The following is a 25,413-nucleotide window of genomic DNA, read 5'->3' on the forward strand; positions in this document are numbered from 1 at the left end:
TGCGTTTTTGTTCGTCGGCGGCGGTTGCGCGTCGGCATCCATGCTCTTGCTCGGGACTCGCGATATCGATGGTCAAATTGCTCTCAAGGCTTCGGTGGCAATACCGAACCTTCCTTCACGATCGCAGGCAGCTGGCCGTCGCCAGCGTCGCGCTGAGCCTGGCCGTGGTGCAGCCCAGCCATGCGCAAGATGCCTCAGCGGCGCAAGCGTCGGCGGCTGACACACGACGTCTGGAGATTGTCGCGCCCTTCGACATTAAGGGGGCGGACCCGCTGCTCAGCGGCATTCTTTTCCAGCGCATGCAGATCGTCGAGACACTGGTCGAGGTGGATGCCACGGGAGAGCTGCAGCCGGGATTGGCGACCGATTGGGAGGTCTCGGATGACGGCCTGGAGTGGCGCTTCACGCTCCGCTCCGGCGTACAGTTCCATGATGGCAGCCAGCTGGATGCCGAGGTGGCGCGTCAGGTGCTCGAGATCGCAAGTGCCAAGCCGGGTCTGTTGAAGTCGGTGCCGGTCGAGCGGATCGTCGCCGAAGATGCCCAGACGCTGGTGATTGCCCTCAGCGAGCCCTTCGCCGCATTGCCCGCCTATCTGGCCGATTATCGCCAGCAGATACTCGCGCCGGCAGCCTTCGATGAGACGGGCACCGCCCAGCAGGTCATCGGCACCGGCCCCTATCGCATGCTGCGCATGACGCCGCCCTTGAGCCTGGAAGTCACCGCCTTCGAGGACTACTGGGGCCCGCAGCCCGAGGTGCGCCAGGCGCGCTATCAGGCGGTGAGCCGCGCCGAGGGCAGGGCATTGATCGCCGAGAGCGGAGATGCCGACTTCACCTATGGGCTGGACCCCGCCAGTCGCCAGCGTCTCTCCCAGTCGCCGCGTGTGACTCTGGCAGCGGCCGCGACGCCGCGCACGATGCTGTTGAAGGTCAACGCCAATCATCCGGCCTTTCAGGACCCCGCTGTACGGCGTGCATTGAGTCTGGCGATCGATCGCACCGCCATCGCTCAGGTCGTGCTGCGCTATCCGCGTGGCGCCAGCCAGCTGTTCCCGCCGATGGTGGAAGGCTGGCATGACCCCGCACTGCCCGAGCTGCATCAGGACGTCGCCGAGGCGCGTGCACTGCTGGACGCCGCAGGTTGGACCGTCGGCGAGGAGGGTATCCGCCACAAGGATGGCCAGCGCCTCGCGATCAGCCTGATCACCTTCTCGGACCGTCCGGAGCTGCCGCTGGTCGCCACGGTGCTGGAGCGCCAGTTCCACGCCATCGGCATCCAGACACGTCTGGATATCACCAACTTCTCGGCGATTCCGGCCGGCCATCATGACGGCAGCCTCGACATGGCGCTGTTCGCGCGCAATCTGGCCATGGTGCCGGACCCCATCGGCAACGTGCTGAGCGATTACGCGGGAACCCCCGAGGCCCCTGGTGGCGACTGGGGCGCGATGGGCTGGTTCGATGCGGACTTCACCGCCGAGCTTGAGCGCATGGCACGCGAGGGCTATGGGCCCACACCGGCAGGGCAGGACCCGCGCGCCCAGGCCAGCGGCGTGATCCAGCGGGCGCTGCCCGTGATCCCCATCGCCTGGTACTACCAGAACCTGGCGATCTCCAATCGACTGCAAAGCGCTCAGGTAGATCCCTGGGAGCGTAGTTTCTGCCTTTCAGAATTGCGGTGGGCACAATGAATCTCCCTTCACGTCTGTTGCAGCTATTGATGGTGGTGCTGATGGTCGGCGGCGCCAGCTATCTGATGATGCAGAGTCTGCCCGGCGATGCCGCCTGGCGTATCGCGGCCGGCCGCTATGGCTATGATGCGCTGGATGCGGCCGCTGCGGCCTCGGTACGCGCCGAACTGGGCCTCGAGGCACAGGGCGGCTTGCACTTCCTTTACTGGCTGGGCGATATCCTGCGCCTGGAGCTTGGCACCTCGCTGATTTCCGGTGAATCGGTGTGGGTGGAGATTCGTCATCAGCTGGGCAACTCCCTGTCGCTCGCCGGCGCGGCGCTGGGCATCTCGCTGCTGATCGGCCCGCCGCTGGGGCTGCTGGCCGGTCTGCGTGCCGGTGGCTGGCTGGACCGTAGCCTGCTGGCCGTCTGCAGTCTGCTGCGTGCCACGCCGCAGTTCCTGCTGGCGCTGGTGCTGATCCTGCTGATCTCGGTGGAGATGGGCCTGCTGCCGGCCGCCGGTCACGGTGAGCCGCAGCACTTCATTCTGCCGGCGATGACGCTGGCGCTCGGGCTGGCAGCGGTATCGGCACGCCTGGCACGTGATGCCATGGCCGCCGTCACCCAGACGGCCTTTCATGATTTCGCGCGCTGGAAGGGCCTCAGCAACGCCCAGACCTTCTGGCGTCACGGCCTGCGCCATGTGGCCTTGCCGCTGGTGACCTATCTGGGACTGCAGTTCGTGACCCTGGTGGAGGGTGTGGTGGTGATCGAGAGCATCTTCGGCTGGCCGGGCATCGGCCATGCGCTGGTGCACGCCATCTTCTCGCGCGATGTGCCGATGGTGCAGGGCACCGCCCTGGTGCTGGGCGTCGGCTTTGTCTTGATCAATCTGCTGGTCGATCTGCTGGGTCGCCAACTGGACCCACGGGGTGTGAAATGAATCAGGTGGTGGAAGGGCTTGCGCCGCAGCGCGTGGAAGCCGTGCGTCGTCCACGTCTTGACTGGCCGTTGCGCCGGGTGATCGGGGCCGCGATGGTCGCCAGTCTGGTGCTGCTGGCCTTGCTGGGCAATCTGGTGATACCGGGAGACCCGCTGGAGCAGCATCTCTATCGTGCACTGCAGGGCGCGGATGCCGTCGGTGTCTCTGACGCCGGCGAGGTGATCACCAGCGCCCCGCTGGGCTATGACCACCTTGGGCGCTCCCTTTATCACCGCCTGGTGGCGGCGCTCGGGCTGTCGCTTTCCATTGCCGCGGGGGCGGTGATTCTGGCGGCTTTTTCGGGCATTTCGCTGGGCCTGCTGGCCGCGGGACGCGGTGGTTGGGCCGAGCGCCTGTTGAGCCTGGTGGCAGACAGCCTGCTGGCATTGCCGGGGCTGCTGCTGGTGCTGATGGTCAGCGTCATCCTGCCGTCGACGCCGCTGGCATTGTGGTTGGGTCTGTCGCTGGTGCTGTGGGTGGAATTCTTCCGCCTGGCTCGCGCCACCGGTCGCAGCGTGCTGGCGAGTCCCGGTGTGGAGGCCAGCCGTCTGCTGGGCTTCGGGGCCTGGTACCGGTTTCGTCATCACCTGTGGCCGGAAATGGCACCCGTGATGATGACGGCGATGGCCTTCGGCATGGCCAACGCCCTGATGGCGATTGCCGCGCTGGGCTTCGTGCATGTCGGCATTCCGGAGCCCACGCCGGAGCTGGGCACCATGATGGTCGAGCTGTTGCCGTACTGGCGTGAAGCGCCATTCGCGCTGCTGACGCCGGTGCTGGTTACCTTCCTGCTGTTGCTGGGGCTGTTGCTGATGTCCGGCAGCAAGGCCAGAACGTCAACCGCCGCGGACACCCTCGAAGGAGCGCGCCCATGAATGTCGCGACAATGACCACGCCAGCCTCTCACACGCGGGATGGGGCAACGGCGGATGATGTGGTGCTAAGTGCCGAGGATGTGAGCGTGCGGGTCCAGGGCGCGCAGACGGCGCTGCTGGAGCCTGTCTCGCTTGCGCTCAAGGCGGGAGAGCCGCTGGTGGTGATCGGTGAGACGGGGTCCGGCAAGAGTCTGCTGGCTCAGGCACTGCTGGGCACGCTGCCCCCGGAGCTTGTGGCCTCCGGCAGCCTGTGGCTCGACGGCGAGCCATATCCTCTGCATACGCCAGAGAATCGTCGCCCGCTCTGGGGTCGCCGCCTGGCGGTATTGCCCCAGGAGCCCTGGCTGGCGCTGGACCCGTTGATGAAGGTGATTCGTCAGGTCGGTGAGGCATATCGACTGGTCGCGGGGCGTTCGGCACAGGCCTCCCACGCGGCCGCGCGCAGTGATCTGGAGCAGTTGGGTGTCGCCGCGGCCAGCGAGCAGCTGCCGGGCAAGCTGTCCGGTGGCATGGCGCAACGTGTGGCCTTTGCGGCCGCCCGCGCCGGCGGCGCACCGCTGTTGATCGCCGACGAGCCGACCAAGGGGCTGGACGCCGCCCGCGTCAGCGAGATCGGCGAGCTGCTGCTCAAGTCATTGGCCGAGACACCGCGTGCTGGTTTGATGGTCATCACCCATGACATGGCGCTGGCGCACCAGATCGGTGGCCGGCTGATGGTGGTACGCAGGGGGCAGGTGATCGAGCAGGGCGCTACGCGTGACGTGCTGGCCGCGCCGACACATGCCTATACCCGACGCCTGGTGAATGCCGCGCCGCAGGCCTGGCCGGAGGCCGCCTTCAAGCCGGCAGCCGACAGTGCAAGCCGTGATGGCAAGGCGGCAGGCGAGACCATCATCCGCGCCGAGAATCTGACCATCGCGCGCGGGGACACCACATTGCTGCGTGACGTGGAACTCAGCGTGAAGGGCGGTGAGATCATCGGCGTCCAGGGCGCTTCAGGCTGTGGCAAGTCATCGCTGGGCGATGCACTGCTCGGCCTGTTGCCACCGCATTCAGGACGCGTGGTCCAGCATGCCGAACGCCTGGAATATCAGAAGCTCTACCAGGACCCCGTGGCGACCTTCCCGCCACGCCGGACACTGGGGCGGCTGTTGAAGGATCTCAGCGCACGCCATGGTCTCGACGACAGCCAGCTGCCGCAGCTGATGGAGCAACTGAGCCTGGCGCCGGAATTGCTCTCGCGTCTGCCGGGACAGGTCTCGGGTGGCGAGCTGCAGCGTTTCGCGCTGTTGCGTCTGATGCTGATCAAGCCGCGCTTCGTGTTCGCCGATGAGCCGACCTCACGCCTCGACCCGCTGGTCCAGCAGGAGGTGATCGCCTGCATGGTGAAGATGGTGCGCGAGCAGGGCACGGCGCTGGTGCTGGTCAGTCATGATGCGGCACTGCTGCGCAAGGTCGCGGATCGCGTGCTGGTAGTAGAGGAAGGTCGCTTGAAGGCGCGTCAGGAGATCTGATCGCTCACCTGCCCGCACGGCGGCACCAGAGGACCGCAAGGCATCATCGCAACAGCAAGAATTGCACTAGAAAGACGACGCTTGATACGCCAACGCCCGGCCGAGACTCTGCAGGAGTCTCGGCCGGGCGTTGGCGTTTGGTATCTGCGGGGGATGTTCTGGCGTCGGGGCCCGAGTGCTGGCCGCTCATCTGCCGTCAGGACGGTCGCTTAGGGTTCAGCCGCCCAGCAGGGCCGGATTGGCTTGCCAGACGGACCAGGTCAGCGCACTGGCCAGCGTCACCCACGCCAGATAGGGCAGCATCAACAGCCCGGCCAGGCGACTGATACGCCAGAAGGCGATCAGGGTGACGGCGATCAGCGTCCACAGCACCAGCACGTCGATGAACGCCGCCTGACCGAGATGCCAGGCGAAGAACAGCCAGCTCCACAGGCCGTTGACGACCAGCTGCACCACGAACAGCCCGAGCGCCAGACGATGGCGCCAACGGAAGCCATTGCTGGCATGCAAGCCATCGCGCGCGACACGCCAGGCGGCGAGCGCCATCATCACGAACAGCGCCGTCCACACCGGCCCGAAGGCCCCCGCCGGCGGGGCCCAGGCCGGTTGGGTAAGGCTTGCATAGAAGGTCTTCGCGTCAACCGAGGCCAGCGCGCCGATGGCGGCAGTGAGGAAGCTCAACCCGAACCACACCACCATCTGGGCGGTGGAGCGTGCAGCGGAGGGTGAGGAAGACGCGGAACGTGGCGATGTCATCTGGCGGTCTCCTGTCTCGAAAAGCGTGATAGAGAAAGACACGATATCCCACGCTGCGTCTTGGTTCACCGTCCCGTTCTTCCTGAAAGGTGTACATGAACGGTTTAGCTGAGAGGTACGTCTGCACGGTTCAGCTGAACGGAACATCTGAACGGCTCAGCTGCGGGCGGCAGCGCCATCCTCAATCCGGCACCGGTCCATCGAAGACTTCCTTGCTGCGACCGGTCAGCGTCGTGCCCACCGAGGCGGCGATGACCAGACCGATGGCGAGCCACTGGAAGATGCCCAGCGTCTGACCGAGGAACAGCAGGCCGGAGAGCGCCCCGATGGCGGGTTCCAGACTCATCAGGGTGCCGAAGGTGTGGGTCGGCAGGCGCGGCAAGGCCACCATCTCGAGGGTGTAGGGCAGCGCGGTCGAGAGCACCGCGACGGCCAGTGCCAACGGCAGGATATCGACCGAAAACATGGCGCTGCCGGCCTCCATCAGGCCGACGGGCGCGACGACCACCGCCGCGATCGTGATGCCCAGCGCCGCGCTCTGGGTGCCATTGCCTGCGCCGGCCTTCTGGCCGAACAGGATATACAGCGCCCAGCAGAGGCCAGCGCCGAGGGCGAAGGCGGCACCGACGGGGTCGATCGGCGCGGCGGTGTCCTCACCCAGCAACAGCAGCAGTACCAGCCCGGTGATCGCCAGTGCCACCCAGCCAAGGTCGATCCAGCGGCGCGAGCTCAGCAGCGCCACGGCCAGCGGGCCGGTGAATTCCAGTGCCACGGCGATGCCCAGCGGTACCGTCTTGAGGGCCTGGTAGAACAGCAGGTTCATCACGCCCAGCGCCACGCCGTAGATGGTGATGGACTTCCAGGCCTTGCGCGTCACCGGCTTGCGCCACGGGCGCAGAATGGCCAGCAGCAGAATCGAGGCGATGATCAGACGAATCGCCGTCGCGCCCGCCGCGCCGATCATCGGGAACAGGGAAGTGGCCAGCGAAGCACCGCTCTGGATCGAGCACATGGCAACCAGCAGCATGGCGACGGGCCACAGACGAGAAGAGGAGGCGGCGACGGCAATGGACATTGAAGTCTCCTTGAGCGATCCAGTGGATGACGGGCATGGTCAGTCAAGAACACATGCGGCATGATTCAGGGACATTGAGGTAGCAAGGGAAGGGAGCTTGAGGCCAGTGGGATGCCGGCTTCCCTCATCGTCAGCGGGATTGTACGGATGCGCACTATATTGCACAACAGTAAAGATCGACCCGATGTTCTGGTCCATGTCGCGGCCAATGTTCGCCGTCTGCGTCTGGCCGCCGAGCTGAGCCAGCAGGCACTCGCGGATCAGGCCGAGATCAGCCGCCGCATGCTGGTGAACATCGAGAAGGGCGACGTCAATGTCAGCCTCGGCACGCTCGACAAGCTCGCCGAGGCACTTGGGGTGCTCTTCTACGCGCTGGTGCAGCCCCCGGAAAGCGAAGACTCGGCACGCATCAATGAGGTGGCGTGGGTCGGGCAGGCGCCCGAAAGTCGCGCGGTGCTGCTGGCCAGCAAGCCGGCGACCCAGGAAGTCGAGTTATGGGACTGGACCCTCGCCCCCGGCGAGCACTATGACTCCGCGCCCGATGATGCCGGTTGGCATGAGATGCTGGTGGTCACGCAAGGCGAGCTGACCCTTACGCTGGAACGTGAGGAAATCGTCATTCACGCCGGGGATTTCCATGTCTATCCCAGTGATCAGGCCTACCGCTACCAAAACACGGGCACCGGGATGCTGCGCTTCATCCGCAACGTGCTGCACTGATCACCCGGCATGAAGTGAACTGCCATGTGTCCGGGCTCCTGCGCTGACTCTTCGATTCATGAAGATGGTGCAGGGGGTCGGTGTAGAGGATCGGTGCAAAAGATCAATGCGTGCCCCTTTATCGCGCATCTGCCGATCACAAGCTGCGCTCCCGCGCGGCGCTGGCGTCAGTCCTGCCTTCACCCACGATCATCATTCCGGCGTTTCACTTGTCCGCATGCGCCCCTGCAAGCCTTTGCAGGGGCGAGTGTTGAACCGCGTTCTGCCTCAAGGCCCCAGCTCAGCGAGCTTTCGCAGCTGATACCTCTCGCCAGGATGGTCTCTCTCCAAGACTTTCTCCCGCCAATATTGTCTCTCACCAATACTGCCTTGCGGCAACGCTGATTGATGCGGCAGCACCCTGACAGATCACTGGCTTGTTAGCGCTTTAGTATGTGAAATTCCTGATTTTCTAATGTTTGGCAGAGAGATTGCTTGGTCATGTGAAAAAGTAATCGCTTGCCACTGATTTTGGCATTGGTCGTCACGCAAGTGGCTCGCATAGCCTGTGGCTGTCTGGCTGGGGCCTGGGCCGTCATGTGCAGGCCCGCCAGGCAAGGATGACTCCAATAACAAGACTCGCGTGTGAGGGACAGGAATATGCAGCAACAGGACACGAAGGAACTGGTGTTTCGGGGTGGTGTGGTGGGCGCCCTGGTGCCGCTGATGGTGCTGGTGGCGGGGCTGATCTACCTCTCGGTATTCGAGCGTGCAGGCACCCAGCCTTTCTGGGCCTGCGCCTGGCTGGCGATGGGGGTCGGGCTCTTTCTGTGTCGTGACCGCTCGGCCTACTGCGAGAGCCTGCTGCGTGGCATGGGCAACCACACCGCGACCGCCATCATTGCCCTATGGCTGCTCGCCGGGGTCTTCGGCAAGCTGATGATGGCTGGTGGGCTCATCGATGGCCTGCAATGGATTGGTGCCTCGATGGGCGCCACCGGAGGTGTCTTCGTGGTGCTCGCCTTCGCCATCTGCATGGTGTTCTCGCTGGGTACGGGTACCAGCGTGGGCACTGTCATCGGCCTTGGCCCCGTGCTGTATCCGGCTGGGGTGATGCTGGGCGCGGACCCGACGATGTTGGCGGTGGCGCTGCTCTCGGGCGCTGCCTTCGGTGACAATCTGTCGCCAGTCTCGGATACCACCATCGTGTCGTCCTTCACCCAGGGGGCGCAGGTCGCGGATGTCATTCGCACGCGTCTGCCGCTGGCACTGTCCGCGGCGGCCATCTGCGTGGTGATCTTCCTGGTGGCCGGTGGTAGCGAGACGGCGCTGACCGAGGTGCCTGCGCTGGCATCAGGCAATGCGCTCGGCCTGGTCATGCTGTTGCCTCTGGCCGTGGTGGTCGGCTTGGCCCTCAAGCGTCGCCATATCATCGAAGCGATGTTCTTCGGCAATCTGGTCGCCATGCTCTGCGCTCTCGTGATCGGCGCCATCAGTCTGGACGATATCTTTGCGCTGCCGGCACAGCGCGGTGAAAGCACCGGCTTGATCGAGAATGGCATCGCCTCGGTGACCGGCGCCGTGCTGTTCGCCCTGATGGTGCTGGCGCTGACACAGGTGATTCTGGATGCCGGCCTGATGCGTCGTCTGCTCGACAAGGCCAATGACAGCTTGATCACGTCGCGTACGGGGGCCGAGACAGGCATCGTGGCGGTGACGGTCGCGGCGTCCATCCCGCTGTCCGCCAATGCGCCGGCACTGTTGCTGGTCGGCCCCGGGCTGGTGCGCAAGCTGGCCGAGAAGTTCGGGATCGCGCCGGAGCGCAGTGCCAACCTGATGGACTGCGCCGTCTGCACGGTCTTCTTCCTGCTGCCCTGGCATATCGCGGTGGCCGTCTGGCAGCAGGTGATCGCTGCCAGTGCCGCCGAGGCGGGCGTCGCGGCGCCGAGTGCCATGGCGTCCTTCTTCACGCCTTACCCCTGGGCGATGCTGGTGGTGCTGGCCATCTCCATCACCTGGCGTGCGCGCAGCTCTCGCAAGCAGAGCACTCACACACAGCAGGCCGCAGCCGCTGGAGGTGGCAATCACGAGACGGTGCTGGCGGCGCCGGCCAGGGAAGTGTGAGCCGCACACCGCTAGCCTGTACGCAAGCCAGTGCCCTGACGTTTGAGGCTTGATGCACACAGCGCCCTGCGACACTCCTGACTGATGGAGTCTCGCGGGGCGTTGTGGTGTCTGGCAGACGCTTTTCTGCTTCTGTCTCAGTTTCTGGGTATGTCCCTGTCACTGGCCCAGCTATCGCAAGGCGGCGTGCATTGCCTCGAACTCAATCCCGCATGGCCTGTCCCAATATCATGACGTTTCATTTCAAGGAGCCATGCATGGCGAAGGTACGTATCACGCAACAGGGCACGATCCATTGTTTTCCGGCCGGCTTGAAGGATGAGGAGGGCAAGCTGGTGAACGCCGAGATTTCCGCCGTGGCCTATGACGGCGAGCGTCTGTTGATGGCGAGTGACAAGCCGATTCCGGGCGAGGGACGCTCGGCGGTCTTCTCCTTGCCTCTGGATTCGCAAGGGCCCGATGACAGTCAGCTCGAGTATCTGACCACGCCGTTGATCCGTCAGGCGGTCAAGTATGAAGACTTCGCGCTGACCACCGATGGCCGTCACATGTTGGCAACCACCGGGTTTGATCGTATCGACAGCGAGAGCCATGCCCTGAATGCCTACAACCACCTGTTGATCTGGCCGCTGGGTGAGCCGGGCAAGGTGCAGGTGGTCGACCCGGACCCGCGTGACGGGGTCGAGGGCTCACTGGAATTTCGTCAGAAGTTGGAGGCGGCCATTGGCCAGCCGTACTACAAGATCGAAGGTCTGGCGGTCGTTCCGAGTGACAAGGGTGATGGGCTGATCCTGTTCGGGGTGCGCGAACAAGGCAACTCGCATGATGACTTCGCGTACGTGCGACGCGTCATCGGGGCGCGCTATGCCATGACCGACAGCGACAATATCGAGTTCATCGAGGACCTTCACGACGTCTATGCGTTTGATCCCGCCGAGTATGAGGGCGTGAATCACGAGTGTGGTCTTTCGAGCCTGGAATATGACCCCTATCACGCACGCCTCTATCTGGTAACCAGCTTCGAGACCGAGCAGGGCAGTGAAGAGGTGATCGGGGGCTATCTGTGGGTGCTGTCGCTGGCCGACTTCCATGCAGGCAAATCCCCGACGCTGGTGACGCATGAGGATGGTCGCGTGCTGGAGTTCGAGCACAAGGCGGAGGGGCTTGCGGTACTGGATCGCGAACGGCTGTTCGTGGTCTATGACAATGATCGCAACCATGAGCTGGGTAGCGTGGATGAACGCGATGAGCGCCACTCCTGTGAAGCGCCCTATACAATGCTGGCGCTGGTCTGACGGCAGCTCGCTGGATTAGAGATCGGTTCACAGGCCGGGGAAACAAACTCACGGCTTTTGCACCGAAATGGGGGGCTGACTGTCTTCGTGATGGCCTCCCTGATCTTCTCTGTTAGCACTTCTGTTATCGCCTGCGCGTTGCTGGTTGAGCTCCACGCTGAATCATTACTTCCCCGCCGGGATTGATGACGACAAAGCCCCGACATGCCTGTGCATGCCGGGGCTTTTCATGATCTCACCTTCCCTGTGTCAATGCGCTTTGTTACACGACATCGAGTGGTGAATCCATTCTATTCAAGGCTTGAGATTACATGGCCTTGTAGAACAGATAATCGGCCTGGTACATCACGATTTCGACCTTGTCCTTGTGAGCTTCATCGCAGGCCATGTCAGGTGCGGCACCGCCCTGGGTATTGAGGCGCTGAACATAGGTGACGCCTTGCATATGCCCTTCACCTTCGGCCGGATTGGCCTCGACCAGCTGCAGCGGAATATTGCCCTTGCCGTTGGGCTCAACCGCCAGCTGTGTGCCGGTGATCTTGGAGCCATCCATGGACTCCCAGGTGGCGGGCGGACCATAGTATTTGCCGACCTGCTTGCCATCGGCATCATTCAGAGCGGCATCCGGACCCTTGAAGACCCAGCCCATGGTGCCATCGTCCTTGGCTTCGCAGGCCCATTTGATCTTGCCGACACCGACGGTTTCCATGGCGACTTCATTGCCTTTTGGCACCGTGACGCTCTCGGGAACCTCCATGGCTTGAGCCAGCGGGCTCAATGCGAGGGCAGCGAAAATACCAGAGATACAGGCGATTGTTTTCATCTTGACGACTCCGTAGACAGATAAGGTTCAGCTAGCGGTTGCAGGTGTGTCGTTGTCTCCCTTGCACTGTTCATAACGCTGGCCTTTCTCGTCTGGATGTCACGGGATCAGATTTTTTTCGTGGTTTTTTCGTGGCCTGTTTTCAGCGCCTATCAGCGGCGTCATGAAAAGAGGCCAGAAGCGCAAAGCGGGCAAGGTGAAAGCCAGGTGGCAAGCAACAGGCCCAGACACACAGACGCCCCGCAGCACGAGGCTGCGGGGCGTCTGTGTGACGGCGTGAACCCTGAAGGATTCAGTCGTAATCGCGGGTGCCGCGAATCGGGTAGTCGTTATCCGGCTTGCGGATGAACTCGATGCCACCTATGAGGGTATCCAGATCAGGGCGCACGAAGGGCGCGTTGGCGATCTCCTGAATCTGGATCTTGCCTTCGCCATTGACGATGAAGAAGGCAGGCTCCGGGAAGTCGTGATCGGTTTCCTTTTCGCTGCGCGGCGTCGAGATGAACAGTCCCAGCGATTGCATCTGTTCGAGGGTCAGCCCATACGCGAGCGGGAAGTTGACCTCCAGCGACTCGCGATGCTGCGTGAGCTGCTGCTCATCATCGGCAGACACGGCGACCAGATCGATGCCCTGGGCGCTGAAGCGCTCGCGATCGCTCTCCAGCTTGTTGAGAAACTTGGTGCAGATCGGGCAATGCTTGCCGCGATAGACCACGACCAGCTGCCAGTCATGTTCGCCCTGGGGCTTGCCGAGGGTCAGTGCCTCACCGTCGCTGCGTTTGACCTGGATGGCCGGGAATTCACTGCCTGGATGAAGCTTGCGTGTATACATGCAATCTGGCTCCCTTTGGAAGATCACGGCGTTGACTTTCATGTCACAGCTGATCAGGCGGCGGATATCACGTGTCTGGATATCAAGCGCCTTGAATGACCAGCGACAGGATACGCCATGCGTCCCCCTTGAATGACGCCATTGTCAGGGTTTTCAAGGGCCCCTTGGCGCAACACGAGGGTGCGTTCATCGCCAGGGGCCGCCACGGGGCCGTTCGGGGCGCTTTTCAGCAGAGGATCAACCCAGGTAGCCGGTGTGATCCAGCAGGATGGTCGTGCCGATGCCGATCAGCACCAGGCCACCGATGATTTCCGCGCGCTTGCCGACCATCTTGCCCAGCACACCGCCCAGCATCACGCCGGTGGTGGCCATCACGAAGGTGGCGGTGCCGATCGCCAGCGCAGTGGTGACGATGTTCACGCCCGCAAAGGCAAGCCCGGCACCCACGGCCATGGCATCGATACTGGTGGAAAGGCCGGTCAACATCAGGCGGGGCAACGACTGCGGCGTGGTGCAGTCCTCGTCTTCCTCGTCCTTGGAAAGCCCCTCATGAATCATGTGCAGACCGAGCAGCAGCAGCAGGGCGAAGGCGATCCAGTGGTCCCACTGTTCGACGTAGACGGCCAGTGAGCGACCGATCAGCCAGCCGATCATGGGCGTGATGGCTTCGATGACCCCGAAGATGAGGCCGATACGCAGGGCGTCTTTCAGAGAGGGACGACGTATGGCGGCTCCCTTGCACAAGGCGGCAGCAAAGGCGTCGCAGGACATGGAGAAGGCGAGCAGAAATGTCGGTAGCAGAGGCATGAGTCAGGATGTTCCAGGCCGGTTGCGAGTCAATAACAGAAAGACACCACCGGCCGGAAGCGTCTGACTGTCATTGGTCTCGCCGAACCTCGTCCTGACTGATCACGGGCATGATCGGATAGGCGGGTCCTCGGTGCCACGGCAATGCCTGCCGACTATGTTGACATCCGAGACTCTCGTTGGGTGACGAGAGCGGGCTACTCCCCAAAAACTGGTGGCATACTAGCAACAAAATCTTGTCATTTCATCCCCTTGTGTCACGAGCGCTTGACCTTCATAACTTGTCTACCGAGTCAGAGCGGCACCAAGCCGACGTGTCTGACGTCACCGAAGTCTTGAAACTTCAGTCTTGAAGCTTCAACAGGATGCCAAGGAGTCAAGGGTATGAGCGACAGTTATCAGCCACCCAAGGTCTGGACATGGGAAAGCGAGAGTGGCGGCAAGTTCGCCAGTACCAATCGGCCGATCGCGGGCCCGACGCATGACAAGGAGCTGCCGGTCGGTGAGCATCCCTTCCAGCTTTACTCCATGGCGACACCCAACGGCGTGAAGGCCACCATCATGTTCGAGGAGCTGCTGGCGCTCGGGCATAGCGGCGCCGAATACGATGCCTGGCCGATCCGTATCGGCGAGGGCGATCAGTTCGGCAGTGATTTCGTCGCGATCAATCCCAATTCCAAGATTCCCGCGCTGATGGACAGAAGCGGCGAGACGCCGATTCGCGTGTTCGAATCCGGCTCCATCCTGCTGCATCTGGCCGAGAAGTTCGGCGCCTTGATCCCCAAAGACCCCGCCAAGCGTGTCGAAGTCATGAACTGGCTGTTCTGGCAGATGGGCTCTGCGCCGTACCTGGGCGGTGGTTTTGGCCACTTCTATGCTTACGCCCCGGAAAAGCTCGAGTACCCGATCAACCGCTTCGCGATGGAGACCAAGCGTCAACTGGACGTGCTGGATCGTCAGCTGGCCGACAATGCCTACATCGCCGGTGACGAATACAGCATCGCGGATATCGCCATCTACGCCTGGTATGGCGCACTTGTCGAAGGCAAGCTCTATGACGCTGCCGAGTTCCTCTCCGTGCAGGACTACACGCACGTGCAGCGCTGGGCCAAGTCGATTGCCGAACGCCCGGCGGTCAAGCGGGGTCGCATGGTCAATCGTTTCTGGGGAGAGCCGCAGGAGCAGTTGATCGAGCGCCACTCGGCGAGTGACTTCGAAACCAACACCGAAGACAAGCGTAGCGACTGATTATCGCGACGTGATCGTTAGACAGAGATCGTCTGGCAGTGACCGTCGAGTAATGACCTTCAAGCAATGCCCGTCGAGTAATGACTGCCGAGCAATGAGCGTTCAGTCACAGGAAGGGCTACCCATCGGGTAGCCCTTTTGCGTTCTGGCCAGTCGTCCGAGCAGGGCGCTTTCAGTCCTGACGGACCTTGAGCACGACCTTGCCCACGTGACCTTTCTGCTGGAAGACCTCCTGGGCGGTGGCTATCTCGGCCAGCGCGAAGGTGTCAGCGACCAGCGGCTTGATGTTGCCTTGCTCGATATGGCGCACGAGATTGGGGAAGACCTCCGGTTCCAGCACCGTGCAGCCGAAGAAGCTCAAGTCCTTCAGGTACAGCGTGCGCAGGTCGAGTTCCACCATCTCGCCACCGATGGCACCCGCGACGGCGTAGCGCCCCTTGTAGCCCAGGATATCCAGCAGTTGCGGCCATTGCGGGCCGCCCACCAGATCGATGACCACCTCGACACTGTGGCCCTTGAGCGCCTCGTCGAGAGGCTGATCGCGCAGCACGATGTCATCGGCTCCGAGATCGCGCAGGGCATCGGCCTTGGCCGCGCTGGTGACGGCAATCACATGGGCACCACGGGCCTTGGCGAGCTGGACGGCCGCGGAGCCGACCCCACCGGAGGCGCCGGTGATCAACACGCGCTCGCCCTTGGCAAGCTGTGCGCGAGTCAGCATGTTCTCGGCGGTGGAGTAGGAGCAGGGGAAGGAGGCGAGTTCCACATCGCTGAGTGAGCTCTCGACGCGCAGGGCATGGCGCGCCGCTACCCGGGTGTATTCGGCAAAGCCGCCATCGCATTCGGCGCCGATATACCAGGCGGACTCCAGCGTCTGGCCGTCGTGCTCCCTCAGGCAGGGCTCGATCAGTACACGCTCGCCGAGGCGCGCCTGGCTGACGTCTGAGCCGACCGCGACGATCTCGCCGCAGATATCGGCCCCCTGGATGCGCGGGAAGTGGATCGGCTGCCCGGACCAGCTGGCATCCTCTGCCTCGCCATCGCCCTTGGAGTACCAGGCCAGCCGCGTGTTGAGGTCGGTATTGTTGACGCCAGCCGCGCCGACCCGCACCAGCACGTCACGCGGGCCGGGAGTCGGGCGAGGAATGTCGTCACGCACTTCCAGCACTTCCGGGCCGCCATGCCCGGTCAGGTAGACGCCGTGCATGCTGTCTTTGCTTGTGGCAAGTGAGCTCATCGGTGGGGTGCTCCCAACAGGGTCAGTGTGGTGGAAAGTGCGGCCTCGATGGCCTTCTCGCCCAGCACCAGCCAGGCGGAGGAGGCGCCTTCATGGATCAGGAACAGCTCGGTGGCGAGGTCTGGGCGGCGGCTGCGTTGGCCGAGCCACTCGAGAATCTCGTGCTTGTGGCGGTCGACGGCCTCGCGCACCTGCGGGTTGTCGGGAAAGGCCGCCAGGGCATTGACCGACATGCAGCCGTTGGGTGCCTCGAACGCCATCCAGTGACCCAACCGCTGGTAGAGGTGGCTGAGCGCCGCAGCGCCATCCTCGGGCACTCCCTCTTCGAGGAAGGCCATATAGCGCTCGTGGCGATGCTGAAGCGCACCGATCACCATGCTCTCCTTGGAGGGGAAGTGGCGATAGAGGGTGCGCAGACTCACGTCTGACGCTGCCTTGAGCTCGGCAACACTCGGTTCTGCGAAGCCGCGCTGGCTGAAGAGCGTCTCCAGGCGGGCGGCGATATCGTGCTGGATCATGTCGGTGCCATGGTCGAATCAACGAGGGAGAGTGTTCGTTCTACCTGTGCAGGGTAGAGCGCCCATTCTCCCTGTGTCAATGCGGCGTTTCCCAAGCCTTGTGTCATTGCGCCCATGGTCTGACGTCGCGCATTGCGCGTGTGACGGTTCGACGTCAGTACAATTACGCAAATAGAGGTTTGCTGAGCGTTAAATAAGGCAAAGCTCAGGTCATTCCGCGGAAAAATCACGCACTTTTCGTTGCGGTAGCATTTGATAAAGATTAGCATTCGCGACTCATTTACTGGCGCGGGGGGCGTCAGTCATGGCCACTTTCTGCTCATCGAGCTGATGAAAGGTGTGGTTCAGCAGGACGCTGTCGCATCGCGTACAAAGGGTTTTCAGGTGCCAAATCATTCTCGGGATAGCGCTGCAAGCACGAACAAGGGACATTTCTCCTGCCTGATCTTCAGCCTGATGGCATTGCCGGGCACTTCGCTGGCGGCAGAGGGCGCCACCTCAAGCGAGTCGCCGGTCGCGAATTCGGTGATCGTGGTGACCGGAGAGCGTGAAGGCGAAGTGGCGCCGGGCAGCTACCGCGCCGAGGCCTCGAGCCTGGCCAACAAGCAGTCGGTGGACTTCCTCGAGCAGGCGCGCACCATCAATGTCGTGACCCAGCAGGTCACGCATGATTTTAATCTGGATGATCTGGAAGAGGCGCTGCAGCCGGTCGCGGGTATCCAGCTGGGCAACACCCTGGGGGGCACCGAAGACGGCTTCGTCAAGCGAGGCTTCGGTAGCAACAGCGATGGTTCGATGCTGATCGATGGCATCCGTCAGCCGCGCCGTACCTACACCACGGCGACCGTGGACCGCGTCGAGGTGCTCAAGGGACCGTCATCGCTCTTCCAGGGCCAGCAGAACCCCGGCGGCGTGATCAACATGGTCACCAAGCGTCCGCAGTACGAGACGCACACCGAGATCAGTGGCGAGGTCAGCTCCTTCGGCGGTGGCAATACCACCCTGGACACCACCGGCCCCATCGAGGACACCGGTCTGGCCTATCGCTTCATCCTCTCCCATGAGGATGAGGACTCCTGGCGCGAATACGGCAATGACCGTCGCACCACCATCGCCCCGTCACTGCGTTGGGAAGGCGAGCACAGCAGTGCCCAGATCAGCTACGAGTACCAGGACTACGAGCTGGATATCGATCGTGGCACCGTCTTCTACAACGGCAGCGCCGCCAACGTCACGCGTGGCACGCGTTTCGATGAATCCTGGAACCGCGTCTATGGCCATGACGAGTCCGTCAATGCCTGGTGGAAGCAGGAAGTCACCGACAACTGGGATATGAAGCTGACCTACGGCTGGACGCGTCGTCAGTACAGCGATGCACGCGCCAATGTCACCGATGTCAGCGACAGCGGCGATGTGACCGTGCGCGCCGAAGAGAACCAGGGCTATGATCGCAGCGAGCACTACACGGCGCTGGACGCCATGGGCGATGTCGAGATCGCGGGCCAGCGTCACCAGCTGGTCATCGGGGCGGACTACGAGACCACTCGCGACTATCTTGATGAGCGCTATTTCGGCGATTCCGTCACGGTTTCCACCGTCACCAACGTGAACCACGGCCAGCTGGCCCAGGTGACCTCCGACGACATCAATACCTCGCGCAGCAATCGTCTCGACGAGACCCAGGCCATCGGGGTCTATGTCAGCGACCGCTGGTATCTGACCGACAAGTGGATTCTGGGCCTTGGCGGGCGCTACACTTGGTTCGATCAGCAGAGCGGGCAGGGCGAGGACTTCGTGTCTGACCCCGATTACAGCGACGACCTGTTCCTGCCCTCCGCGAACCTGCTCTATCGCATCGACGATGCCAGCTCCGCCTACATCAGCTACAGCGAATCCTTCGTGCCGAATGGCAGCGACAGTGACAGCGGCGAGAGCCTCGACCCCGAGCTCGGCAAGGGCTACGAGATCGGTTACAAGCGTCAGTGGAATCCGCGTCTGGCGACCTCCGTGGCGCTTTACCAGATCCGCAAGGAAAACGTCGCAGTCACTGACAATGGTGTGACTCGCACCATCGGTGAAGCCGGCTCGCAAGGCCTGGAATTCAGCCTCGAAGGGGCCCTGACGGATCGCACTTCCTTGCTGTTCAGCTACGCCTACACCGATACCGAAGTGCTGGAGGATACCGAAGGCACCGAGGGCAATCGTCTGCCGAATGCGGCGCTCAACGCGGCCAGCCTCTATCTGGCACATGATCTGGCGATCGATCCGTCCTACGGCGAGTGGCGTGTCGGCGGTGGCGTGCGCTATGTCGGTGAGCGTGAAGGCGATGACGACAACAGCTTCTCGATGGATGCCTACACCGTGGCAGATGCCTTCGTCGGCTGGCGTCATGACTTCTTCGGCCCGGACACCGAATTCAAGCTGAATGCGAAGAACCTGTTCGATACGGGTTACTACTACGGCAGCGGCGGCGATACCCGCGTGCTGGTGGGTGACCCGATGGAAATCACCCTGTCAGCCAGCGTCGGCTGGTAATGCGGCTCCCTCTGGCAAGCTGACTCGCCAGGGACGGCTAGATGCCAGGATAGTCACGACATATAGACAGTCACGACATATAGACAGTCACGGCATCCAGACAGGCAAGACAGACGATATAAGCCAGTTTCGGAAGTCGGGTGATCTGGTGACCTGGTCATAGACTGGTGATCTGGTAATGGTCTGGTGATCTGGTAATGGGCTGGTGATCTAGAAATAAAAAGGGGCGCTCATCAGCGCCCCTTTTTGTATGCGTTATCTAACGCCAAGGATCTTCACGCGCCATTTGTCGTCTTGAAGACCTTGTGACAGAAGACGTCGATGCGGCTGGTAGACTGCTGGCATGATGCTCCGTGACTGACTGTCTTCGATCCCGTGTCTTCAATTACGTGTCTTCGGTCGAGTATCTTCGATTGAGTGTCTTGGCGTGCCTGCCTCTGTGTTCCCTCTCGACATCACACCTCTGGAGAGCCCCATGCTCGAGTCGCTTCCTCTGGCCGATATTCGTGCCTTCGTCATGACGGCGGATCATGGCAGCTTCACCCGCGCCGCCGATCAGTTGGGCGTGTCGCGGTCGCAGGTCTCCAAACAGGTGACTGCGCTTGAACAGGCACTGGGCGTGTCGCTGATGCAGCGTTCGACACGCTCGTTGCGACTCACCGAGAGCGGTCATCTGCTGCATGCCCAGTGTCGCAGTGCGTTGGGTGACATCACCCAGATCGTGACGCTGGTACGTGAGGAGCGCAATGCCATGCGCGGGAGGCTGCGCATCAACAGCGTCGGCGGGCCGATCGGCGAGCGGCTGCTGGCACCCGCCGTGCATGCCTTCATGCAGACATGGCCGCAAGTGCAGGTGGAGCTGGATTTCAGCAGTCATCGCGTGAACCTGATTCGTGACGATTTCGATATCGCCCTGCGCATGGGCGCCCTCGAGGATGCCGATTTCATCGCGCGTCCGCTGATGACATTGCCCTACGTGGTGGTGGCCAGCCCCGACTATCTCGCTCGCCATGGCGCGCCGAACACGCCCGGCGAGCTGGTGGATCACCGCTGCCTGGTTGGCTCGGTCTCGCGCTGGTCCTTCACCACGCGCGGGGCAGAGTCTCGCGAGTTGCAGGTGGACGTGGGTGGCCAGCTTGAGTGCCGCAACGGGCATGTGCTGGTCAGTGGTGCCATCGCCGGCAATGGCATCATTCGCGTGCCCAGGCTCTACTGTGAATCAGCCATCGCGAGAGGAGAGCTGCAGGAGTTGCTGAGTGACTGGCAGCCGGCGGATGTGCCGTTGTCATTGATCTATCATCGTGAGCGCCATCGTCCGCTGCGCACGGTGCGCTTGATCGAGCATCTGCTGGAATGGTTCGCGAGATGATATGCGCGCGTCTCTGAGCGCGGTATGCGTCATTGCTGCAATACGAATAAGGTAAAGATTTGATGAAGGAAACATTGAGACACGTCATTATTATCGCCTAATATTCACCAGGTACTTTTTATCACGTGCTGTCTATCAAGTCCTTTTTAGCAAGCCCTTTTTAGCAAGTGCAGGGTCTTGGAAGAGCTGGTCTTCGAAGCGGATATGAAGGCCCGAGCTTGCGAGACGGATGTGAAACACAAATCTAAAAAACGAACGACAAATAGGCATTCGTCATTTTGGGCTGATGCGACCCTATCTGGTGCATCGATCATGCGCCCCCTGATGACTCACGACCCTTGATAGGCAGATTGAACAGGGAGCCCCCATGAAACATGCCCTGTGCGCGACGCGATTCGCGCCCGCCGGTGATGCCCCCTTGCCGGATTACCTCTTCAAGCCGCCGCCCGGGGCGAAGACGCTCGAACCCGGGGTCCTGGCCTTGGCGCGCCTCCTTCATCGTCATCATGGCGATACCCTGGCGCATTCCTGGCGGGTGGCGGGGCTGACGGTATTTCTCTACGCAAGGCTGTTGCCGTCCGGTCAGCGCAAGGTGCCACTGCATGATCTGCATAGCGCGGCCTTGCTGCATGATATCGGCAAGGTCGGGATCTCGACGGAGCTTCTGAATGCCCCGCGTGCGCTCAGTGATGAGGAACGCGTCACGATGCGCGATCATGCCAGTCACGGCGGGCGCCTGTTGTTTACGCTGCGCGGCCCCCTGAGAGCGCTGGCCAGCCTGGTGGCGATCACCCACCACGAGGGTTGGAATGGCCAAGGCTATCCTGCCGGGTCCACCGGGGGTGCCTTGCCACTGCATTGTCAGGTAGCCGCGATGATGGATGTCTTCGATGCCCTGGCCTCGCCGCGCGCCTACAAGCCGGGTTGGTCGTTGAAGCGTCTGGTCGGATTGTTCAGCGAGGAATCCGGCAAGCAGTTTGATCCTCGCCTGATTGCCCGCATGGCGCCGCTCTGGACATCGCTGCACGCCGAACATCGCCGTTTGTATGAGCAGACAAGCCGGGGATAAGGCGGCGATGTCCATTCACGAAATGACAAAGCCCCCTGCCGAGAGTCTCGGCAGGGGGCTTTGTTACATCAGTATTCGATAAAGGCGGTCAGCGTACCAGAAGTCGCATCAGCAGCAGCGCTCACGCTTGATGGCGGCCCAGTCGGTGGTGGGGTGCTGGCGGCCGTGGTTGCCAGCGTAAGCCGCGACCTTGGGCGACTCCCAGCCTGCGAGAACATCGCCTTCCAGTCGGTAGATCTCGACACCGAGCGGGTTGCAGGTCTCGAGCGGGTCACGCGCATCAGGGCCCCACAGGTCCACTGACAGATCGCCACCCGGGCAGCAGGACATCGCGCACAGCAGGTCCGTCTCGGCGAAGAACTCTAGGTAATCACCCTTGCGTGCCGGGCAGGCCTTCATGAAGTACTTGTCTTCATTGTTGAGGCCGGTGCACTGGAAGATGTTGAGCACATCGTGGATATCGAATTCGGTCAGGCCCCAGGGCTCCACTGCACGCACCAGGTTGGAGTGACAGTGGTGATCGAAGTCCTCGCCGGTCAGCAGGCGATTGACGTAGGGGTCGCAGCGCGTGCCCAGCAGGTCATGCACGCGACCGCCTTCTGCATCGACGCCATAGTCGGCGAGGGTGTCATCGATGATGGTCGCCATCGGGCGCAGGTAGGGCAGTGTGGACCACAGGCGATCATAGGTGCTGACATGCGCGCGCTGCAGCTGGCGGGTGCGAGACGCCCACATGCGCTCACGCGGGTTGTGCAGGTTCCACATGTTGAAATCGCCGACCTGTGAACCTTCGGTGATCTTGATGCGCAGCACGTGGCCCGCCGGCACTTCCCACGCCAGGCCATCGCGCAGCGGCACGGTATGGGTCGCGACCAGGGTGCGCTCGGCCTTGCCTTCGGTGAGGCTGTCGTAGAAGTCGCGATCGACGTCCAGAATCGAACCCTTGCTGGCTTGATAGGCGGCAGGTACATCACTCATGACAGGACTCCTCGTAAATCGAAATTGGATCTGATGACCAGGCCGGACTGCCTAGAATTCGCTGCCCGGCTGGGGGCTTTCGTGCACTGCCGGCAAGTGTGATGACCGGCAGTGGCGGTATCTGCAGGGCGCAGGGAGAAATTCTTGATCCCCCTGCGCGGGGTCATGCCTGTTCGCGGCGCCAGTGCTTCATCAGACGGTCGAAGCAGGCGCTGGCGGCAGGTTCTGCGTTCATGCGGCTGACGATGACGACGGCGATCAGGGCGAACAGGAAGCCGGGTACGACCTCGAACATGTCGAATATCTCCAGCGGGCCGCCGCTCAGCGGCTTCCAGATCGCGACGGTGAGGGCACCGACCAGCAGGCCGGCGATGGCGCCATTGCGGGTCATGCCACGCCAGAACAGTGACAGCAGGATGACGGGACCGAAGGCGGCGCCGAAGCCACCCCAGGCGTAGGACACCAGGCCGAGGATGCTGCTGTCACGCTCGCTGCCCATCACGGTGGCGAGCAGTGCGATGCCGATCACGCTGGCACGGCTCAGCCAGACCAGCTCCTTCTGCGTTGCCTTGGGGCGAATCAGGCCACGGTAGATGTCTTCGGCGATGGCGCTGGAGCAGACCAGCAGCTGGGAATCGACGGTGCTCATGATCGCGGCCAGGACGCCGGCCAGAATGAAGCCTGCCACCCAGGGGTTGAGCATGATCTGGCTCAGGGAGATGAAGACACGCTCGCTGTCCGTGAGACCGCCACCCAGCTCACCGCCGAACCAGTAGTAACCCAGCACGCCCACTGATACCGCAGCCGCCATGGTGATGGCGGACCACAGCAGGGCGATACGCCGCGACACCTTGATATCTTCACGCTTGCGCACGGCCATGAAACGCACCACGACGTGTGGCTGGCCACAGTAGCCGATCGCCCAGCCGGCCAGCGACAGCATGCCCAGGAAGGTCACGCCTTCCATCAGGCCACCGATGGGGGCGACATCCTGCGCCGCTGCCGGGGCGGCTGCGCCATCGCCGAACAGCGCCACTGCCGTCATGGCAGCCACGGCACACAGCGAGGCGGCCATCATCAGGCCTTGGATGAGGTCGGTCCATGAGGCGGCGAGGAAGCCACCGAGGAAGGTATAGCCGACGATGACCAGCGCGCCCAACCACAGTGCGACGCGGTAATCGATGTCGAAGAGACCTTCGAACAGCACGGCACCACCGACCAGACCCGCCGAGACATAGAAGGTGAAGAACACCAGCATGACCACGGAAGACAGGGTACGCAGCACGCGTGAGCGGTCTTCGAAACGCGCTTCCAGATAATCCGGCACCGTCAGCGCATTGCCGGCCGCTTCGGTGAACACGCGCAGTCGCTCGGCGACCAGGGTCCAGTTCAGGTAGACGCCGACCAGGGTCCAGACCGCGATCCAGGCTTGCGAGAGGCCACCACTGAAGATGGCGCCGGGCAGGCCCATCAGGGCCCAGCCGCTGAGATCGGAAGCGCCGGCACTCAAGGCCGCGACGCTTGGCGGCAAGCCGCGTCCCCCGAGTATGTAATCCGACAGATTGTGGGTGATGCGATAGAAGTAGATGCCGATGCCCAGCATCAGCAGCAGATAGAGCCCGAACGACAGCAGGACAGGTAAGTTCATCCTAGGAGACCTCATGGTGACGCCGAGGCGTCTTGTTATTGTTCACCAGTGGTGTCGTGTTGCAGCAGGCTTGCGCGGAACAAGCAGCGGGGAGCTGGCAATATCACTGACACCTTCACCTTAGCCATGAGGTGGATTGCAGAAAACTGACCATTTTTCGTTTAACCTATGACTTCATATCATGGGTTGCCGTCACATGCTGGTTGACGCCTTTCTTCCATCAGGGCGCTGCTCGCAAGCACTCAGCCCAGCGCTTGGCACAGGAACTCGGCACCCAGTTTCTGGCACCCGGTTTCTGGCCCCCGGCCAGGCCAGTCATCAAGGACATCCCATGCGACCCAGTCTGTCATCGCTCAATGCCTTCGAGGTCGTGTCACGCCTGGGGAGCATCACCGCGGCTGCGGATGAGCTCAACATCACCCAGTCGGCGGTGAGTCACCAGATCCGCCGCCTGGAGGCCACGCTGGAAGTCAGTCTGCTGGAGCGGGCCGGACGCGGCGTGGTGCTGTCACACGCCGGGCGCCGACTGGCCGATGGCCTGCAGGCCGGCTTTGCCAGAATCGAGCAGTCGGTGGCCGAATTCGAGGTCGACCCACAAGGGGTGCATCAGCGTCGCCAGCTGCGCGTCAGCTGTCTTCCCTCGGTGGCGGTGCGCTGGCTGATCCCGCGGCTCAACAGCTTTCGCGAGCAATGCCCCGATATCGCGGTCAGCCTGCAATATGCCGGCATCAGTGCGCGTGGGCTGCTGCCGGAGCTCGATGTGATGATCACCTGGCAGGACGAACTCCCGGACAAGGCATCACAGGCGTTCCGCTTGTTCTCGGGGGCCACCCAGCCGGTGGCCAGTCCGCTGTATCTGGAGCATCACCGCCGCCCGACCCAGCCGGCAGACCTGTTGAAGCTGGAGCTGATCCACGATCAGTCGCGCCAGCCCTGGCATGACTGGTTCAACAACTGCGGGCTGTATCCCTCCCAGCTCGACAAGGGCGATCTCTATCAGGATTTCAGTCTGCTGAGTGCTGCGGTGGTCGCGGGGCAAGGGGTCGCGCTGTGTCCGCCACGCCTGATCCGCAAGGAGCTTGAGGATGGCACCCTGGAATGCCTGTTCGAGATGGCTGCGAACCGCCAGCGTGCCTACTGGCTATTCCATCACCCGCAGCCCGCCAGGCACGTGCAGCAATTCTGCAACTGGATGCGCGCGCAGATCGCCGCCGAGGGTGAAGCGGCCGACAGCGGAGTCATCGTCAGCCGCCGCCAGCCCTGACGGCGGACATCTCTATCTCGGGCAATGACGCACGCAACGCAAAAGTCCCGCCGGGATTCGGCGGGGCTTTCTTGTGCAAGTGGTCATGTCATGA

The 25,413-nt window shown here is 62.5% G+C and carries 21 protein-coding genes; 12 read left to right on the forward strand and 9 right to left on the reverse strand.

The window, feature by feature from the left end:
* Positions 1–68 precede the first annotated feature (68 nt).
* Genes R1T44_RS09355 through R1T44_RS09370 form a run of 4 tightly spaced genes read left to right on the forward strand, consistent with a single transcriptional unit; the run spans position 69 to position 5,042 of the window.
* Positions 69–1,691 carry an ABC transporter substrate-binding protein gene (locus R1T44_RS09355; RefSeq protein ID WP_317291916.1) on the forward strand — a complete coding sequence of 541 codons (1,623 nt, stop codon included), beginning with the start codon at positions 69–71 and terminating at the stop codon, positions 1,689–1,691.
* A complete protein-coding gene (locus R1T44_RS09360; protein WP_054556011.1) occupies positions 1,688–2,614 on the forward strand; it encodes an ABC transporter permease in 927 nt (308 codons plus the stop codon). The genes R1T44_RS09355 and R1T44_RS09360 overlap by 4 nt, the downstream gene beginning before the upstream one ends.
* The gene (locus tag R1T44_RS09365; protein ID WP_197738734.1) at positions 2,611–3,528 is read left to right on the forward strand and encodes an ABC transporter permease; all 918 of its coding nucleotides are present in this window, start codon (positions 2,611–2,613) and stop codon (positions 3,526–3,528) included. Before R1T44_RS09360 ends, R1T44_RS09365 begins: the two co-directional genes overlap by 4 nt.
* The gene (locus tag R1T44_RS09370; protein WP_242007776.1) at positions 3,525–5,042 is read left to right on the forward strand and encodes an ABC transporter ATP-binding protein; all 1,518 of its coding nucleotides are present in this window, start codon (positions 3,525–3,527) and stop codon (positions 5,040–5,042) included. Before R1T44_RS09365 ends, R1T44_RS09370 begins: the two co-directional genes overlap by 4 nt.
* A 216-nt stretch (positions 5,043–5,258) precedes the next feature.
* On the opposite strand, the gene R1T44_RS09375 is transcribed toward R1T44_RS09370, so the two are convergent.
* Positions 5,259–5,798 carry a TspO/MBR family protein gene (locus tag R1T44_RS09375; protein ID WP_240548752.1) on the reverse strand — a complete coding sequence of 180 codons (540 nt, stop codon included), beginning with the start codon at positions 5,796–5,798 and terminating at the stop codon, positions 5,259–5,261.
* Positions 5,799–5,979: 181 nt separating this feature from the next.
* On the reverse strand, positions 5,980–6,873 hold the full coding sequence (rhtA, locus tag R1T44_RS09380; protein ID WP_153635646.1) for a threonine/homoserine exporter RhtA: 894 nt from the start codon (positions 6,871–6,873) through the stop codon (positions 5,980–5,982).
* Positions 6,874–7,020: 147 nt separating this feature from the next.
* Here rhtA and R1T44_RS09385 point away from each other — a divergent pair, with 147 nt between their 5' ends.
* The 3 genes from R1T44_RS09385 to R1T44_RS09395 all read left to right on the forward strand — a co-directional run bounded on the left by R1T44_RS09385 (position 7,021) and on the right by R1T44_RS09395 (position 10,991).
* The gene (locus tag R1T44_RS09385; protein WP_153635647.1) at positions 7,021–7,593 is read left to right on the forward strand and encodes a helix-turn-helix domain-containing protein; all 573 of its coding nucleotides are present in this window, start codon (positions 7,021–7,023) and stop codon (positions 7,591–7,593) included.
* A gap of 639 nt (positions 7,594–8,232) precedes the next feature.
* Positions 8,233–9,696: a Na+/H+ antiporter NhaC family protein gene (locus R1T44_RS09390; protein ID WP_153635648.1), complete on the forward strand. Its 1,464-nt coding sequence runs from the start codon at positions 8,233–8,235 to the stop codon at positions 9,694–9,696.
* Between the two features lie 257 nt (positions 9,697–9,953).
* A complete protein-coding gene (locus R1T44_RS09395; RefSeq protein WP_153635649.1) occupies positions 9,954–10,991 on the forward strand; it encodes a hypothetical protein in 1,038 nt (345 codons plus the stop codon).
* A gap of 307 nt (positions 10,992–11,298) precedes the next feature.
* On the opposite strand, the gene R1T44_RS09400 is transcribed toward R1T44_RS09395, so the two are convergent.
* The 3 genes from R1T44_RS09400 to R1T44_RS09410 form a co-directional block, all read right to left on the reverse strand.
* Positions 11,299–11,814 carry a DUF3455 domain-containing protein gene (locus tag R1T44_RS09400; RefSeq protein WP_054556016.1) on the reverse strand — a complete coding sequence of 172 codons (516 nt, stop codon included), beginning with the start codon at positions 11,812–11,814 and terminating at the stop codon, positions 11,299–11,301.
* 292 nt (positions 11,815–12,106) lie between these two features.
* On the reverse strand, positions 12,107–12,646 hold the full coding sequence (locus tag R1T44_RS09405) for a redoxin domain-containing protein (RefSeq protein ID WP_153635650.1): 540 nt from the start codon (positions 12,644–12,646) through the stop codon (positions 12,107–12,109).
* Positions 12,647–12,883: 237 nt separating this feature from the next.
* Positions 12,884–13,453 carry a manganese efflux pump MntP gene (locus R1T44_RS09410; RefSeq protein ID WP_153635651.1) on the reverse strand — a complete coding sequence of 190 codons (570 nt, stop codon included), beginning with the start codon at positions 13,451–13,453 and terminating at the stop codon, positions 12,884–12,886.
* 384 nt (positions 13,454–13,837) lie between these two features.
* Between R1T44_RS09410 and yghU the strand changes: the two genes are divergently transcribed.
* Positions 13,838–14,701: a glutathione-dependent disulfide-bond oxidoreductase gene (gene yghU / locus R1T44_RS09415; protein ID WP_153635652.1), complete on the forward strand. Its 864-nt coding sequence runs from the start codon at positions 13,838–13,840 to the stop codon at positions 14,699–14,701.
* Positions 14,702–14,873: 172 nt separating this feature from the next.
* Here the strand turns inward: yghU and R1T44_RS09420 are convergent, their stop codons facing one another.
* A complete protein-coding gene (locus R1T44_RS09420) occupies positions 14,874–15,908 on the reverse strand; it encodes an alcohol dehydrogenase family protein (RefSeq protein WP_242007777.1) in 1,035 nt (344 codons plus the stop codon).
* Between the two features lie 26 nt (positions 15,909–15,934).
* Positions 15,935–16,456, reverse strand: a complete 522-nt coding sequence (locus tag R1T44_RS09425) for a TetR/AcrR family transcriptional regulator (protein ID WP_153635654.1) — start codon at positions 16,454–16,456, stop codon at positions 15,935–15,937.
* A 384-nt stretch (positions 16,457–16,840) separates the two neighbouring features.
* Between R1T44_RS09425 and R1T44_RS09430 the strand changes: the two genes are divergently transcribed.
* The 3 genes from R1T44_RS09430 (at position 16,841) to R1T44_RS09440 (ending at position 21,429) form a co-directional block, all read left to right on the forward strand.
* Positions 16,841–18,991 (forward strand): TonB-dependent siderophore receptor, encoded by a 2,151-nt coding sequence (locus R1T44_RS09430; protein ID WP_242007778.1) that lies wholly within the window; start codon positions 16,841–16,843, stop codon positions 18,989–18,991.
* 475 nt (positions 18,992–19,466) lie between these two features.
* On the forward strand, positions 19,467–20,360 hold the full coding sequence (locus R1T44_RS09435; RefSeq protein ID WP_153635655.1) for a LysR family transcriptional regulator: 894 nt from the start codon (positions 19,467–19,469) through the stop codon (positions 20,358–20,360).
* A 367-nt stretch (positions 20,361–20,727) separates the two neighbouring features.
* The gene (locus tag R1T44_RS09440) at positions 20,728–21,429 is read left to right on the forward strand and encodes an HD-GYP domain-containing protein (protein ID WP_054556024.1); all 702 of its coding nucleotides are present in this window, start codon (positions 20,728–20,730) and stop codon (positions 21,427–21,429) included.
* A 108-nt stretch (positions 21,430–21,537) separates the two neighbouring features.
* On the opposite strand, the gene R1T44_RS09445 is transcribed toward R1T44_RS09440, so the two are convergent.
* Positions 21,538–22,407, reverse strand: coding sequence for an urea carboxylase-associated family protein (locus tag R1T44_RS09445; RefSeq protein ID WP_054556025.1), 870 nt, complete (start codon positions 22,405–22,407; stop codon positions 21,538–21,540).
* Positions 22,408–22,570: 163 nt separating this feature from the next.
* Complete coding sequence (putP, locus tag R1T44_RS09450) at positions 22,571–24,055, reverse strand: sodium/proline symporter PutP (protein WP_153635656.1); 1,485 nt, start codon at positions 24,053–24,055, stop codon at positions 22,571–22,573.
* A gap of 331 nt (positions 24,056–24,386) precedes the next feature.
* Between putP and R1T44_RS09455 the strand changes: the two genes are divergently transcribed.
* Positions 24,387–25,319, forward strand: a complete 933-nt coding sequence (locus R1T44_RS09455; RefSeq protein ID WP_172978652.1) for a LysR substrate-binding domain-containing protein — start codon at positions 24,387–24,389, stop codon at positions 25,317–25,319.
* Positions 25,320–25,413: the final 94 nt, after the last annotated feature.

This window comes from Cobetia amphilecti (genome assembly GCF_032923285.1).
GTDB classification, from domain to species: Bacteria; Pseudomonadota; Gammaproteobacteria; order Pseudomonadales; family Halomonadaceae; genus Cobetia; species Cobetia amphilecti.

Excerpts from the sequence above, each read along its gene's own strand:
- R1T44_RS09355 (WP_317291916.1), top strand. The coding sequence starts at position 69 with ATGGTCAAATTGCTCTCAAGGCTTCGGTGGCAATACCGAACCTTCCTT.
- R1T44_RS09360 (WP_054556011.1), top strand. The coding sequence starts at position 1,688 with ATGAATCTCCCTTCACGTCTGTTGCAGCTATTGATGGTGGTGCTGATG.
- R1T44_RS09365 (WP_197738734.1), top strand. The coding sequence starts at position 2,611 with ATGAATCAGGTGGTGGAAGGGCTTGCGCCGCAGCGCGTGGAAGCCGTG.
- R1T44_RS09370 (WP_242007776.1), top strand. The coding sequence starts at position 3,525 with ATGAATGTCGCGACAATGACCACGCCAGCCTCTCACACGCGGGATGGG.
- R1T44_RS09375 (WP_240548752.1), bottom strand. The coding sequence starts at position 5,798 with ATGACATCGCCACGTTCCGCGTCTTCCTCACCCTCCGCTGCACGCTCC.
- rhtA (WP_153635646.1), bottom strand. The coding sequence starts at position 6,873 with ATGTCCATTGCCGTCGCCGCCTCCTCTTCTCGTCTGTGGCCCGTCGCC.
- R1T44_RS09385 (WP_153635647.1), top strand. The coding sequence starts at position 7,021 with ATGCGCACTATATTGCACAACAGTAAAGATCGACCCGATGTTCTGGTC.
- R1T44_RS09390 (WP_153635648.1), top strand. The coding sequence starts at position 8,233 with ATGCAGCAACAGGACACGAAGGAACTGGTGTTTCGGGGTGGTGTGGTG.
- R1T44_RS09395 (WP_153635649.1), top strand. The coding sequence starts at position 9,954 with ATGGCGAAGGTACGTATCACGCAACAGGGCACGATCCATTGTTTTCCG.
- R1T44_RS09400 (WP_054556016.1), bottom strand. The coding sequence starts at position 11,814 with ATGAAAACAATCGCCTGTATCTCTGGTATTTTCGCTGCCCTCGCATTG.
- R1T44_RS09405 (WP_153635650.1), bottom strand. The coding sequence starts at position 12,646 with ATGTATACACGCAAGCTTCATCCAGGCAGTGAATTCCCGGCCATCCAG.
- R1T44_RS09410 (WP_153635651.1), bottom strand. The coding sequence starts at position 13,453 with ATGCCTCTGCTACCGACATTTCTGCTCGCCTTCTCCATGTCCTGCGAC.
- yghU (WP_153635652.1), top strand. The coding sequence starts at position 13,838 with ATGAGCGACAGTTATCAGCCACCCAAGGTCTGGACATGGGAAAGCGAG.
- R1T44_RS09420 (WP_242007777.1), bottom strand. The coding sequence starts at position 15,908 with ATGCACGGCGTCTACCTGACCGGGCATGGCGGCCCGGAAGTGCTGGAA.
- R1T44_RS09425 (WP_153635654.1), bottom strand. The coding sequence starts at position 16,456 with ATGATCCAGCACGATATCGCCGCCCGCCTGGAGACGCTCTTCAGCCAG.
- R1T44_RS09435 (WP_153635655.1), top strand. The coding sequence starts at position 19,467 with ATGCTCGAGTCGCTTCCTCTGGCCGATATTCGTGCCTTCGTCATGACG.
- R1T44_RS09440 (WP_054556024.1), top strand. The coding sequence starts at position 20,728 with ATGAAACATGCCCTGTGCGCGACGCGATTCGCGCCCGCCGGTGATGCC.
- R1T44_RS09445 (WP_054556025.1), bottom strand. The coding sequence starts at position 22,407 with ATGAGTGATGTACCTGCCGCCTATCAAGCCAGCAAGGGTTCGATTCTG.
- putP (WP_153635656.1), bottom strand. The coding sequence starts at position 24,055 with ATGAACTTACCTGTCCTGCTGTCGTTCGGGCTCTATCTGCTGCTGATG.
- R1T44_RS09455 (WP_172978652.1), top strand. The coding sequence starts at position 24,387 with ATGCGACCCAGTCTGTCATCGCTCAATGCCTTCGAGGTCGTGTCACGC.